Consider the following 12,765-nt stretch of genomic DNA (forward strand, 5'->3'; position numbering starts at 1 on the left):
TCGGTAAGTGAGTTACCGAAAGCTGTAGTTGCTGTATCAATGCTAGAAGCTTCGAGAGGTGTTTAGAGGGGTTATGGATAAGATTCGGGCAAGGTTGTTAAGTCTGCCAAGACGACATAAGCGTATTCTGCAGGTTCTGACCGATATTTCGTTGGTCTGGTTTGCCCTGTGGATGGCGTTTGTTGTGCGACTTGGGGTGGACGAGTTAGTCAACCCGTTCACTCAGCACGTCTGGCTTTTTGTCAGTGCACCTGTCATCGCCATTCCTCTTTTCATTCGCTTTGGCATGTACCGTGCGGTCATGCGGTACTTTGGAAATGACGCGCTCATTGCCATTATCAAGGCGGTGACACTATCGTCCTTGATACTTGGCGTTGTGGTGTACTGGTACAGCAATCATCAAAACGTCGTTCCCCGTTCGATCATTTTCAACTATTGGTGGTTGAGCCTGATCATGATCGGCGGGCTGCGCTTGGCCATGCGTCAATATTTTATGGGCGACTGGTTCAGCGCTGCCCAGCACGTCCCGTTCACCAGCCGGGATGACGGTCTGCCGAAAGTGGCTATCTACGGCGCAGGGTCTGCAGGTAATCAACTAGTTGCTGCCTTGCGGATGGGGCGCGCCATGCGGCCTGTTGCTTTTATCGACGACGACAGCGGAATCGCCGACAGGGTGATCTCCGGATTGCAGGTGTATAAACCCAAGCACATCCAGCAGATGATCGACAACACGGGTGCTCAGGAAATTCTCCTCGCCATTCCTTCGTCCAACCGTGGACGCCGTCGCGAGATTCTCGGGTTTCTCGAAGGCTTTCCGTTACACGTTCGGAGCGTCCCGGGTTTCATGGACCTGGCCAGCGGCCGGGTCAAGGTCGATGATATCCAGGAAGTAGACATTGCAGACCTGCTCGGGCGTGACGCAGTCCCGGCCCAGGCTGATTTGCTCGAACATTGCATCACGGGGCAGTCCGTGTTGGTCACGGGCGCCGGGGGCTCCATTGGCTCCGAGCTTTGCCGGCAAATTCTGACGCTGCGCCCGACAACGCTTCTACTGTTCGAACACAGTGAGTTCAATCTTTATTCCATCTTGTCCGAACTGGAGCAGCGGATCGCTCGAGAGTCGCTGTCCATCCGTCTTTTGCCGATTCTCGGGTCGGTTCGTAACCCGGACAAGTTGTTGGATGTCATGAAAACCTGGCGAGTAGACACGGTGTATCACGCCGCGGCCTACAAGCATGTCCCCATGGTCGAACACAACATTGCCGAAGGCGTGCTCAATAATGTGATAGGCACGCTCAATACGGCCCAGGCCGCGCTCCAGGCAGGGGTGGCCAACTTTGTCCTGATTTCCACCGACAAGGCCGTGCGACCAACCAATGTCATGGGTAGCACCAAGCGCCTTGCCGAGTTGACGCTGCAAGCGCTGAGTCGTGAGTTGGCCCCGGTGTTGTTCGGTGATACGAGCAATGTTTCCCGTGTGAACAAAACGCGCTTCACGATGGTACGGTTTGGTAACGTCCTGGGATCATCGGGTTCGGTCATTCCGTTGTTTCACAAACAGATCAAGTCGGGCGGTCCGCTGACGGTCACGCATCCGAAGATCACTCGATACTTCATGACCATCCCTGAAGCGGCACAGCTGGTGATCCAGGCGGGCTCCATGGGACAGGGCGGTGATGTCTTTGTTCTGGACATGGGCGAGCCGGTGAGGATCGTCGAGCTGGCCGAGAAGATGATCCATTTGTCCGGCCTGAGCGTGCGCTCGGAAAAAAACCTGCATGGCGACATCGCTATCGAGTTCACCGGGCTGCGTCCGGGCGAGAAGCTTTACGAAGAGTTGCTGATCGGTGACAACGTGGCGGCCACACAGCACCCGATGATCATGACGGCCAGCGAGGACCACCTGTCCTGGGATTTGCTGAAGGGCAAGTTGAGCGAGTTGCTCGCGGCGGTGGATCAGGACGACTATACGCGCGTCCGCCAGCTGTTGCGTGACACTGTCAGCGGCTACACCCCGGACGGTGAGATCGTTGACTGGATCTACCAGCAGCGCCGCCTGGAACCCTGATTGTTTCATATCCAGTAACGTACACATTTTTGACAGTTCAATAGCATCGCCTAAGTTTGGAGAGCGGCTTCGGAAAAGCTGCTTTCTCAAACGATGGCATGGAGCTTCACTAATGCGTACAAGCAGTTTCTACTCTCTGGTATTCGCCCTTCTCACCAGCGCCTCTCTTACGGCAATCGCCGCACCTGCCAAGGCTCCTGAGGTGACGAATGCGCCTCTGGCGCAGGATGTGGCCGTCAAGGCACCATCCGGCAAAGTCGATCTCAATAGTGCTGATGTATCTACGCTGCAACGTGAGCTGGCTGGGGTGGGCGAGGCCAAAGCGAAAGCAATTGTTGCTTATCGTGAAAGTAATGGTGCGTTTGCGTCAGTTGACGAATTGCTGGAAGTGAAGGGTATCGGCAAAGCGCTTCTGGATAGAAACCGCGACAGGATCGAGGTGAACTAACGGCGAGACTGGACGACAAAGGTCGATCATTGATCGGCCTTTGTCTGTAGCGAGAGTTAAGCTCGGCGGGCCAGCCGCAGTACTTGAATGGTTTGTCGGTTACCCGAAATCAGACAAAGTACAGGTCCGCGTTGTTCAGCAGGGTTGCCAATCAGACATCGCTTTGATCGACTTTCGGGTTGGTTCGACGCATGAAAGTCCTGTCGCTCAGTCACCGTTGAATGCGCACTGTTCATCCGCCCCACCATTTATCGGTCGGCCCGTAGTACCGTTCATTCCATCGCAGAGGTTCGGCGCGGTTTTGCGTTGATTCAGGGTCTACTCTCTCATTCTGGCTTGGGCACTGACGAGAGCCGACCGCTTCGTGGATATGGAAAATTACGGCTATCATATTACGTTTGAATTATGCGTATAATAAATACCGCTTGCGTCGAAGTGCCTTGGCGTCAGGCGTCCTTCAGCATTCTCCAGGAGCACCGTCATGAATTCAGTTCAGTCCCAAGGTACGGCCCTCGTCACCGGCGCTTCTTCAGGTATCGGGGCGGTTTACGCTGAGCGGTTGGCAGCCCGTGGTTTTGATTTGTTGCTGGTGGCTCGCGACGAGCCGCGGCTGGAGGTGGCAGCGAGTAAGCTGCGCTCCGAGCATGGGATCAAGGTCGAAGTGCTGAAGGCGGATCTCACCCAGAAGGAAGACGTGCTGCAACTCGAACAGCGGTTACGCAGCGATTCGAGTATCAGCCTGTTGCTCAATAACGCCGGTGTGGCGGCGGACGGGCTGTTGGCCAATGCCGATACCAATCAACTGGAGCGAATGATTCAGTTGAATATCACCGCTGTCACGCGATTGGCCTCGGCGGCTGCGGCCAGCTTTACCAAGGCCGGGCGCGGCACGATCATCAATATCGCATCGGTGGTGGCTTTATTTCCCGAGCGTTTCAACGCGACGTACAGTGCCAGCAAAGCCTATGTATTGAGCTTGACTCAATCGATGAGCGCCGAACTGGATGGCACTGGGGTGCAGGTTCAGGCGGTGCTGCCCGGTGTGACACGAACCGAGATCTGGGAGCGCTCCGGTATCGATGCTTCACAAATTCCAGCGGAAATGGTGATGGAGGCGGGTGAGATGGTCGATGCCGCATTGTCGGGTCTGGATCAGGGTGAATTGATCACCATTCCTTCGTTGCCCGATGCGGCGGATTGGGATGCGTTCGTGGCGGCGCGTCATGTCATGGCGCCTAACCTTTCCAGAAGCAAGGCCGCTGCCCGTTATCGGTAAGCGCCATCAATCGGCTTGAGGTGTATTTGGTATGAGTGATCGTCGAGTAGTTGTAACGGGCATGGGCCTGGTGTCACCGCTGGGGAGCGGTGTCGAAGCGGTCTGGGCTCGGCTGTTGGCCGGGCGTTCCGGGCTGCGCAATTTACCGCAAGAGGTGGTTGCCGATCTGCCGGCCAAGGTTGGCGGTGCAGTGCCTGCTCTGGCTGACGATCCGGAGGCGGGGTTCGATCCGGACCGGGCAACCTCACCCAAGGAGCAGAAGAAGATGGACCGCTTCATCCTGTTCGCCATGGAAGCGGCGCGTCAGGCACTGGAGCAAGCCGGCTGGCAAGCGCTGGATGCCAATGCCCAGGAGCGCACGGCCACCATCATCGGTTCAGGTGTAGGTGGTTTCGGCGCGATTGCCGAGGCGGTTCGCACCACCGATAGCCGTGGTCCGAGACGTTTGTCTCCATTCACTATCCCTTCATTTCTGGTCAACCTCGCGGCAGGTCATGTGTCGATCCAGCATGGTTTCAAGGGGCCATTAGGCGCGCCGGTCACGGCATGCGCCGCCGGGGTTCAGGCGATTGGTGACGCGGCGCGGCTGATCCGTACGGGGGAGGCGGATATCGCGGTGTGCGGCGGTGCGGAAGCGGCGATCGATCGGGTCAGCCTTGCCGGGTTTGCGGCTGCTCGCGCCTTGTCCAGCGCTTACAACGAAACGCCTGAGCGCGCTTCGCGACCGTTCGACAGTGGTCGTGATGGATTTGTCATGGGAGAAGGGGCCGGGCTGCTGGTCATCGAGTCTCTGGACCATTCACTGGCCCGGGGCGCACACCCGCTGGCGGAGTTGGTCGGCTACGGCACCAGCGCCGATGCCTTTCACCTGACCGCCGGCCCCGAGGACGGCAGCGGTGCGCGGCGAGCGATGTCGTTGGCGTTGGCACAGGCAGGTGTTTCACCGGCTCAGGTTCAGCATCTGAATGCGCATGCAACCTCGACTCCGGTGGGAGATCTGGGAGAGCTGGCGGCGATCAAGGCATTGTTCGGCGCGCAAAACGGCATCGCCGTGACATCGACCAAGTCGGCGACCGGGCATTTGCTCGGTGCAGCGGGTGGACTCGAAGCGATCTTTACGCTGCTGGCGATCCGCGACCAGATCGTGCCGGCGACCCTCAACTTCGAAAACCCGGACCCTGCCGCTGAAGGCGTGGACATCGTTCATGGCAATGCTCGGCCAATGACCATCGAATACGCATTGTCCAACGGCTTCGGATTTGGCGGGGTCAATGCCAGTGTGCTGTTCAAGCGTTGGCAGGGTTAATCCTGCGAGTGTTTGAGGTGTTCGCGTGCGACGTCGAGAATCCGTTGGGCAAATTCGGCGTCGGCAACGCTACGCGATAACAGCAAGGCGCCGACCAGCGTAGACATGATCACAATGCTGCGCTCGGCGCTCCGCTCTCCGTCAAGGGTGTGCTGGATCTGATCGAGTCGCGCCTGGAGCACGACGTCGCTGGTTGGACTCGGTTGACCACGCAGTCCCAGTTCCGAAGAAATGGTCAACAGCGGGCAGCCTTCCTGAGGTGAGGTTTGATGCCATTCGGACAGATAAGCGTCGATGAAGGATTCGAGTGGATGCTCCTCGGCGAAGATTTGCGCGCACAACTCGTCGACTTGTGCGCCAGCCTCTTGCAAGGCTTTCTCTACCAGTTCGTCTTTGGACTTGAAGTGCGAGTAAAAGCCGCCGTGGGTCAAGCCCAGTGCTTTCATCAGGGGTTGCAGCCCGGTCGCGCCGATACCGTCGCGTCGAAATCGCGCTGAAGCTTCCTTGATTATGCGTTGGTGGGTCTGGGCTTTATGGTCCTGCGAGTAACGCATCTGATATCTCCGCATCAATGCGGACATATTAACCAATGAAAATTGCATGGTGACTGTACTTCTACTTCTAAAAAACATGCAGATGCTTCGATATGGGTCAGAAGCGGCATGAATTCAGGTGCTTTCACGCAAAAACAAACCCCGCCGTTCCAGGCGGGGTTTTCAGTCAGCGGTCCTGCGCTTCCTTGGCGTCCATTTCCGCATTGCGTTCGGCGACGCGCTTACGTTGCTCTTCGGTCAGTTCGACCTTGTTGGCGGTGTCACGCAGCAGCATCAGACCACCAACGATCGAGCCGATGGCAACGACCAGAATCAACCAGGCATACCAGGGCATAGGACTCTCCTTGAAAGCAGGCGGGTTGGCGAGGGTTCGCCAACCGATCGTGCATACCACTTTGAGTGATGGGGTTTTGTCGCAGTTCCATCGCTATTACCCCCATTCTATGCCTGTTGTTCAAGGTTCACTCGAACGCTTTCAATGTCCGGTCAACATCGCATCCGCTGGTGCGTCGGCGCGCAATTGCGCGGTGAGCATGAAGTACAGGAAGCCGGCCGCCATGAAGCCCAGGAAGATCAGGCCGATCAACGTGTTGAACCAGGCCATCGCCACCAGGCACACCACCGCCAGCATCAGTGCAATGAACGGCACCAGCGGGTAGCACGGGGCGCGGAAAGTGCGCTCCAGGTTCGGTTCGGTTTTACGCAGTTTGAACAGGCTGAGCATGCTCATGATGTACATCACGATGGCGCCGAACACGGCCATGGTGATCATCGCGGCGGTCAGTGTCATGCCGCCGAGGTTGATCAGGCCGTCGCTGTAGATGGCTGCAATGCCGATCACACCGCCGGCGATGATTGCCCGGTGCGGGGTTTGAAAGCGTGACAATCTGGCCAGGGAGGAAGGCAGGTAACCGGCCCGGGCGAGGGCGAAGAACTGCCGCGAATAGCCAAGGATGATCCCGTGGAAACTCGCCACCAGGCCGAACAGGCCGATCCACACCAGCATGTGCAGCCAGCCCGAGCTTTCGCCGACCACGGTTTTCATTGCCTGCGGCAGCGGGTCGTTGATGTTCGACAGGGTGCGCCAGTCACCGACACCACCGGCGAAGAACATCACACCCATCGCCAGCAGCACAAGGGTCAGAATACCGCTGATGTAAGCCTTGGGAATCGTGTGTTTCGGGTCCTTGGCTTCTTCGGCGGCCATGGCTGCGCCTTCGATGGCGAGGAAGAACCAGATGGCAAAGGGGATGGCCGCGAACATCCCGGCAATCGCCGGGGCACCGAACACGTCGGAGCCGGCCCAGCCATTGAGTGCGAAGTTGCTGAAGCTGAACGCCGGGGCGACCACGCCCATGAATACCAGCAATTCAGCGACCGCCAACACGCAGACCACCAGTTCGAAGGTCGCCGCCAGTTTCACCCCGAGGATGTTGAGGCCCATGAATACGATGTAGGCACCGACTGCCGCGTGTTTCGGGTCCAGGGCGGGAAACTGGACATTGAGGTAGGCGCCGATGGCCAGGGCAATCGCCGGTGGGGCGAAGACGAATTCGATCAGTGTCGCCAGCCCGGCGATCAAACCGCCTTTTTCGCCAAAGGCGCGACGACTGTAGGCAAAGGGACCGCCAGCGTGAGGAATGGCGGTGGTCAGTTCGGTGAAGCTGAAAATGAAGCAGGTGTACATGGTGGCGACCATGAATGAAGTCACCAGAAAACCCAAGGTTCCGGCCACGCCCCAGCCATAGCTCCAGCCGAAATACTCTCCGGAAATCACCAGCCCGACCGCAATGCCCCACAGGTGCAAGGTGCCCAGCGTGGGTTTGAGTTGTGTGTTCATGGGTTTGCTCCCTGAGTGGTTTGGAAAGCTCAGGGGAGGCCAGTGCAGTGGGCGTGCCATTTCACGATTGCACGTCGTAATGGGCTGAAAGCTGTCGTATCGGGGATGTTCGCCACTGGATGCGCGAATATTGTGCATCAGTCAGGGGCGCGTGGCTGTTTCAAATGCGGCTTTCGCGAGCAAGCCCGCATACCCGCTTCCCACACCGCGGCAACGCGCAGGTTTGGTATTTCAATGCAGGTGCGGGCAGCGGTTGATATTCAGGCTTGCAGATTGAGGCACTCGCGTAACGCCGTTTGCCAGTCTGGTTGACTGACACCCCAGTCGCGTTGCAAGCGACTGCAATCCAGGCGCGAGTTGAGCGGCCGGGCTGCGGGTGTCGGGTAGTCGCTGGACGGGATCGGTAACAGGTCGGCGCAGGGCTTGCCCTGTTGTCGCAGCGCTTCACCGATCGCCTGAGCGAAGCCGAACCAGGAGGTCTCACCTTGAGCGCTCAGGTGATAAGTACCCCAGTTGGCAACCTGACTCGTCTGCCAGCGTTCAATCAGGGCAAGGGTGCTATTGGCGATTGTACCGGCCCATGTAGGTGCGCCGATTTGATCGGCGACTACACGTAACTCAGGTTTCTCTTGCAGCAAACGTTGCATCGTCAGCAGAAAGTTGCGGCCATGCGTTGAATAGACCCAGCTGGTACGCAGAATCAGATGTTTACCTTGCACTTCCCTGATGGCCTGTTCACCGGCCAGCTTGCTCTTGCCGTACACCCCGAGCGGATTGGGCGTGTCGTCCTCGTTGTAAGGTCCGGCTTTCATCCCGTCGAATACATAGTCCGTGGAGTAATGTATCAACGGGATGTCGAGAGCCAGCGCTTCTTCGGCAAGGATTCCGGGAGCTACGGCGTTAATGGCAAAGGCTGATTGCGGTTCACTTTCTGCCAGATCAACCGCTGTATGGGCCGCCGCGTTGATGATCAGATCGGGCCGGACGTTTTGCACCTGACGGCGAATCTGATCGGGTTGCGCGAGATCGAGCTGATCACGACCCAATACGACCAGTTCGCCGAGAGCACCCAGCCGCCGTTGCAGCTCATGTGAGACCTGACCATGCCGGCCATTGATGAGAACTTTCAAGGATACAATCCAGTCTCGTACCGGGGCAAATCGGGCTCACACAGGCTCATTACTCTTCCCCTGCCAATTTGGCCAGGTATTGGCCATATCCGGTTTTGCCAAAGTATCGGGCACGCTCCAGCAACTGTTCGCGGTTGATCCAGGCATTTTCATAGGCGATCTCTTCGAGGCAGGCGACTTTGAGACCCTGGCGGTGTTCGATGGTCTGCACGTACTGAGAGGCTTCGAGCAAGCTATCGTGGGTGCCGGTGTCGAGCCAGGCGAAGCCTCGACCAAAACGCTCGACCTGCAGATCGCCACGTTGCAGATAGGCATTGTTGACGTCTGTGATTTCCAGCTCGCCGCGAGGCGAAGGTTTCACCGCCTTGGCGATCTTGATCACATCGTTGTCGTAGAAGTACAGGCCGGTAACGGCATAACTGGATTTCGGCGCTTTCGGTTTTTCTTCGATCGAAAGGGCACGGCCATCGCTGTCGAAATCAATCACGCCGAAGCGCTCGGGGTCCTTGACCCAGTAGCCGAACACGGTGGCGCCGGAGGTGCGTTTTGCCGCGTTCTGCAATTGTTCGCCAAAGTGCTGACCATGGAAGATGTTGTCGCCCAGGATCAGGCACACGGGGTCATCGCCAATGAACTCTTCGCCAATCAGAAAGGCTTGGGCCAGACCGTCCGGTGAGGGTTGCTCGGCAAAGCTGAAATTCACTCCGAACTGGCTACCGTCACCCAGCAGATTGCGATACTGAGGTAGATCCTGCGGGGTGGAGATCAGAAGAATATCCTTGATGCCGGCCAGCATCAGCACCGAGATCGGATAGTAGATCATGGGCTTGTCGTAGACCGGCAACAGCTGTTTCGACACACCGAGCGTAATTGGATGCAGGCGTGTGCCCGAGCCACCCGCCAAAACGATACCTTTGATCATGCGAGCAACTCCTTGGAGTTGATGGCGCCAAGGCGTTCGCCCTGATAGCTGCCATCTTGAACACGGCGGCACCATTCCATATTGTCCAGGTACCATTGAACGGTTTTGCGCAAGCCGGTTTCGAACGTCTCTTCGGGCACCCAGCCCAGTTCGCGCTCAATCTTGCTGGCGTCGATTGCGTAGCGTAAGTCATGACCAGGACGATCCTGGACGAACGTGATCAGGTCGGCGTAGTGCGCAAGGCCCTCAGGCTTGTGCGGTGCCAATTCTTCGAGCAGGGCGCAGATGCCACGCACCACGTCGATGTTCTTTTGTTCGTTATGCCCGCCGATGTTGTAAGTCTCACCGACGGTGCCAGTGGTCACCACTTTGAGCAGTGCCCGGGCGTGATCCTCGACAAACAGCCAGTCGCGAACCTGCAAGCCATTGCCATACACCGGCAGCGGCTTGCCGGCCAAAGCATTGAGGATGACCAGCGGGATCAGTTTCTCGGGGAAGTGGAACGGCCCGTAATTGTTCGAACAATTGGTCAGCAGCACCGGTAGGCCATAGGTTCGCTGCCAGGCACGGACCAGGTGGTCGGACGCTGCCTTGCTGGCAGAGTAGGGCGAACTCGGCGCGTAGGGCGTCGTTTCCGTAAACAGATCGTCGACACCATGCAGGTCGCCGTAAACCTCGTCGGTGGAGATGTGATGAAAGCGGAAGGCGCTTTTTTCAGGCTCCGGGAGAGCCTGCCAATAGGCGCGGGTGGCTTCGAGCAGGCTGTAGGTGCCAACGATGTTGGTCTGGATGAATTCCGATGGCCCGTCGATGGAGCGATCGACGTGGGATTCCGCTGCCAGGTGCATGATCGCATGAGGCTGGAAACGCGCCAGCACTGCACTGACGGTCGCCTGATCCACAATATCGGCCTGAACAAACTCGTAGCGAGTGTCGTTGGCAATGCTGGTCAGCGATTCGAGATTACCGGCATAAGTCAGTTTGTCCAGGTTGAGCACTTCATGCTCAGTGTGTTGAATCAGCTCGCGAACAAGGGCCGAGCCTATGAAACCGGCTCCGCCGGTAATAAGGATACGCATGTAGGGCCAGCCTTTTTCAGTAATGCGAATAACGGTAGCTTGCAGGTACGAGAGAGGAGGTGCAAGAGGTCCTGACCCCATTCGGTTTCGTCGTGCCAATCGGGCTGGATTATCCATGACTTGCAGCCTTCACTCACTACATCTCGCGCACAATTTTAGAGCTTTACCTGCGACATTTCCGCTTTTCAGCTTACTGGAACGCCTTCCCGCACCCTGGAACCCCCGCGTAAGCCCACTCTTTACGCTTTTTTTATGCCTCGCCCGCACCCTCGATCTCGTTCCTTTACAGCCTCCTTCCCGACAATGACTCCACACGCGGCAATACGCCGTAACACGGAGAACTTCCATGAGCGTTCTGGATGGGGTGTCGCTGCTGCTCGCAGTGGGGCTGTTCATTTATCTGTTGGTTGCGCTGCTGCGCGCGGACCGGAACTAGGAGCGGCTATGCACAGTTATGACTATTGGCTGATCCTCGGTTTTTTTGCCCTGGTTTTGGTCCCGGCGCCGTTTCTCGGGCGCTTCTACTACAAAGTGATGGAAGGGCAGCGAACCTGGCTGACGCCGATTCTCGGTCCGGTCGAGCGTGGTTGTTATCGTCTGGCCGGCGTCGATCCGCAAGCCGAACAGAGCTGGCAGAAATACGCCCTGGCCTTGATTGCCTTCAACCTCGCGGGTTTCCTGCTGCTGTTCACGATCCTGTTGTTCCAGGGCCACCTGCCGCTCAACCCGCAGAACCTGCCGGGTCAGGAGTGGACGCTGGCGTTCAACACCGCCGTCAGCTTCATGACCAACACCAACTGGCAGGCCTACAGCGGCGAAGCGTCCCTGAGCTACTTGAGCCAGATGGCTGGCCTCACCGTGCAGAACTTCGTCAGCGCCGCCACCGGTCTGGCGGTACTGGTCGCGCTGTGTCGCGGCATCGGCCGCAAATCCACCCGGACTCTGGGCAACTTCTGGGTCGACATGACCCGCGCCACCCTCTACGGCTTGCTGCCGCTGTGCCTGCTGCTGGCGCTGTACCTGGTCTGGCAGGGCGTGCCACAAACTTTCGCGCAGTACGTGAATGCAGTGACTATGCAGGGTGTTGACCAAGTAATTCCGCTGGGGCCGGCTGCCAGTCAGATCGCGATCAAGCAATTGGGCACCAATGGTGGTGGCTTCTTCGGCGTGAACTCGGCGCATCCGTTCGAGAACCCGACGGCGTGGAGCAATCTGTTCGAAGTGGCCTCGATCATCCTGATCCCGGTGGCGCTGGTGTTCACCTTCGGTCACTACGTAAAGGACCTGCGTCAGAGTCGGGCGATCATCGCCTGCATGCTGGCGCTGTTCCTGATCGGCGGCGCGACCTCGCTGTGGGCTGAATACCAACCTAACCCTGCCTTGAACAACGTCGCTGTCGAGCAGACCGCGCCGCTGGAAGGCAAGGAAGCGCGTTTCGGCACCACCGCCACCGTGCTCTGGTCGGTGACCACTACGTCCGCGTCGAACGGTTCGGTAAACGGCATGCACGACAGCCTCAACCCACTGAGCGGCATGGTGGCCCTGGTCAACATGATGGTCGGCGAAGTGATCTTCGGCGGCGTTGGCGCCGGGCTCTACGGCATGTTGCTCAACGTGCTGATCGCGGTGTTCCTCGCCGGCCTGATGATCGGTCGTACTCCGGAATACCTCGGCAAGAAACTGCAAGCCAGGGAAGTGCAATTGCTGGTGGTGACCCTGATGGTCATGCCGATTGGCGTACTGGTGCTCGGCGCGATCGCCGCCAGCCTGCCAGGCCCGGTGGCTGCGGTGAGCAACCCTGGGCCTCACGGATTCAGTCAGCTGCTCTACGCCTACACCTCGGCCAGTGCCAACAACGGTTCCGCTCTCGCTGGCTTCGGCGCCAACACCCCCTTCCACAACCTGATGCTGGGCCTGGGCATGTTGATCGGTCGCTTCGGCTACATCCTCCCGGTCCTGGCCCTGGCCGGCAGCCTGGCGCTGAAGAAAACCGCTCCGATCGGGCAGAACAGCTTCCCGACCCACGGCCCGCTGTTTGTGACCCTGCTGACCGTGACCATTTTGCTGGTGGGTGGTTTGACCTTCTTGCCGACGTTGGCGTTGGGTCCGATTGCTGAACATCTGAGCATGGGCTTCTGAGGA

Annotated in this window: 12 protein-coding genes; 6 read left to right on the forward strand and 6 right to left on the reverse strand. The window is 58.2% G+C overall.

Annotated elements, in window-relative coordinates; all coding sequences use genetic code 11:
- Positions 1–73 precede the first annotated feature (73 nt).
- From KGA98_RS12380 to fabF, 4 genes are all read left to right on the forward strand, one after another.
- The gene (locus KGA98_RS12380; RefSeq protein ID WP_223502437.1) at positions 74–2,068 is read left to right on the forward strand and encodes a polysaccharide biosynthesis protein; all 1,995 of its coding nucleotides are present in this window, start codon (positions 74–76) and stop codon (positions 2,066–2,068) included.
- 112 nt (positions 2,069–2,180) lie between these two features.
- Positions 2,181–2,516: a ComEA family DNA-binding protein gene (locus tag KGA98_RS12385; RefSeq protein WP_154910834.1), complete on the forward strand. Its 336-nt coding sequence runs from the start codon at positions 2,181–2,183 to the stop codon at positions 2,514–2,516.
- A gap of 481 nt (positions 2,517–2,997) precedes the next feature.
- Positions 2,998–3,792 carry an SDR family NAD(P)-dependent oxidoreductase gene (locus KGA98_RS12390; RefSeq protein WP_223502438.1) on the forward strand — a complete coding sequence of 265 codons (795 nt, stop codon included), beginning with the start codon at positions 2,998–3,000 and terminating at the stop codon, positions 3,790–3,792.
- 31 nt (positions 3,793–3,823) lie between these two features.
- Complete coding sequence (fabF, locus tag KGA98_RS12395) at positions 3,824–5,098, forward strand: beta-ketoacyl-ACP synthase II (RefSeq protein ID WP_223502439.1); 1,275 nt, start codon at positions 3,824–3,826, stop codon at positions 5,096–5,098.
- On the opposite strand, the gene KGA98_RS12400 is transcribed toward fabF, so the two are convergent.
- The 6 genes from KGA98_RS12400 to rfbB form a co-directional block, all read right to left on the reverse strand.
- Complete coding sequence (locus tag KGA98_RS12400) at positions 5,095–5,652, reverse strand: TetR/AcrR family transcriptional regulator (RefSeq protein WP_057713786.1); 558 nt, start codon at positions 5,650–5,652, stop codon at positions 5,095–5,097. The two genes, fabF and KGA98_RS12400, sit on opposite strands and share 4 nt — an antisense overlap.
- Before the next feature lie 166 nt (positions 5,653–5,818).
- Positions 5,819–5,986, reverse strand: coding sequence for a DUF2897 family protein (locus KGA98_RS12405; RefSeq protein WP_007985427.1), 168 nt, complete (start codon positions 5,984–5,986; stop codon positions 5,819–5,821).
- Positions 5,987–6,127: 141 nt separating this feature from the next.
- Entirely contained in the window at positions 6,128–7,492 is a 1,365-nt protein-coding gene (eat, locus tag KGA98_RS12410; protein ID WP_223502440.1) for an ethanolamine permease, read from the reverse strand.
- Positions 7,493–7,752: 260 nt separating this feature from the next.
- The gene (gene rfbD, locus KGA98_RS12415; RefSeq protein WP_154910832.1) at positions 7,753–8,622 is read right to left on the reverse strand and encodes a dTDP-4-dehydrorhamnose reductase; all 870 of its coding nucleotides are present in this window, start codon (positions 8,620–8,622) and stop codon (positions 7,753–7,755) included.
- A gap of 49 nt (positions 8,623–8,671) precedes the next feature.
- Positions 8,672–9,544 (reverse strand): glucose-1-phosphate thymidylyltransferase RfbA, encoded by an 873-nt coding sequence (gene rfbA, locus KGA98_RS12420; protein ID WP_154860264.1) that lies wholly within the window; start codon positions 9,542–9,544, stop codon positions 8,672–8,674.
- Positions 9,541–10,623 carry a dTDP-glucose 4,6-dehydratase gene (rfbB, locus tag KGA98_RS12425; RefSeq protein WP_154860263.1) on the reverse strand — a complete coding sequence of 361 codons (1,083 nt, stop codon included), beginning with the start codon at positions 10,621–10,623 and terminating at the stop codon, positions 9,541–9,543. Before rfbB ends, rfbA begins: the two co-directional genes overlap by 4 nt.
- A 346-nt stretch (positions 10,624–10,969) precedes the next feature.
- Between rfbB and kdpF the strand changes: the two genes are divergently transcribed.
- The gene (gene kdpF, locus KGA98_RS12430; protein ID WP_007899818.1) at positions 10,970–11,059 is read left to right on the forward strand and encodes a K(+)-transporting ATPase subunit F; all 90 of its coding nucleotides are present in this window, start codon (positions 10,970–10,972) and stop codon (positions 11,057–11,059) included.
- Positions 11,060–11,067: 8 nt separating this feature from the next.
- On the forward strand, positions 11,068–12,762 hold the full coding sequence (gene kdpA / locus KGA98_RS12435) for a potassium-transporting ATPase subunit KdpA (RefSeq protein WP_223502441.1): 1,695 nt from the start codon (positions 11,068–11,070) through the stop codon (positions 12,760–12,762).
- Positions 12,763–12,765: the final 3 nt, after the last annotated feature.

Origin of the sequence: Pseudomonas sp. BF-R-24 (assembly GCF_019947335.1) — a bacterium.
GTDB lineage: Bacteria > Pseudomonadota > Gammaproteobacteria > Pseudomonadales > Pseudomonadaceae > Aquipseudomonas > Aquipseudomonas jessenii.

Bases quoted from the DNA above. Each gene is read 5' to 3' on its own strand.
- rfbB (WP_154860263.1), bottom strand. From the start codon at position 10,623: ATGCGTATCCTTATTACCGGCGGAGCCGGTTTCATAGGCTCGGCCCTT.
- KGA98_RS12380 (WP_223502437.1), top strand. From the start codon at position 74: ATGGATAAGATTCGGGCAAGGTTGTTAAGTCTGCCAAGACGACATAAG.
- KGA98_RS12385 (WP_154910834.1), top strand. From the start codon at position 2,181: ATGCGTACAAGCAGTTTCTACTCTCTGGTATTCGCCCTTCTCACCAGC.
- KGA98_RS12400 (WP_057713786.1), bottom strand. From the start codon at position 5,652: ATGCGTTACTCGCAGGACCATAAAGCCCAGACCCACCAACGCATAATC.
- KGA98_RS12405 (WP_007985427.1), bottom strand. From the start codon at position 5,986: ATGCCCTGGTATGCCTGGTTGATTCTGGTCGTTGCCATCGGCTCGATC.
- eat (WP_223502440.1), bottom strand. From the start codon at position 7,492: ATGAACACACAACTCAAACCCACGCTGGGCACCTTGCACCTGTGGGGC.
- fabF (WP_223502439.1), top strand. From the start codon at position 3,824: ATGAGTGATCGTCGAGTAGTTGTAACGGGCATGGGCCTGGTGTCACCG.
- kdpA (WP_223502441.1), top strand. From the start codon at position 11,068: ATGCACAGTTATGACTATTGGCTGATCCTCGGTTTTTTTGCCCTGGTT.
- KGA98_RS12390 (WP_223502438.1), top strand. From the start codon at position 2,998: ATGAATTCAGTTCAGTCCCAAGGTACGGCCCTCGTCACCGGCGCTTCT.
- rfbA (WP_154860264.1), bottom strand. From the start codon at position 9,544: ATGATCAAAGGTATCGTTTTGGCGGGTGGCTCGGGCACACGCCTGCAT.
- kdpF (WP_007899818.1), top strand. From the start codon at position 10,970: ATGAGCGTTCTGGATGGGGTGTCGCTGCTGCTCGCAGTGGGGCTGTTC.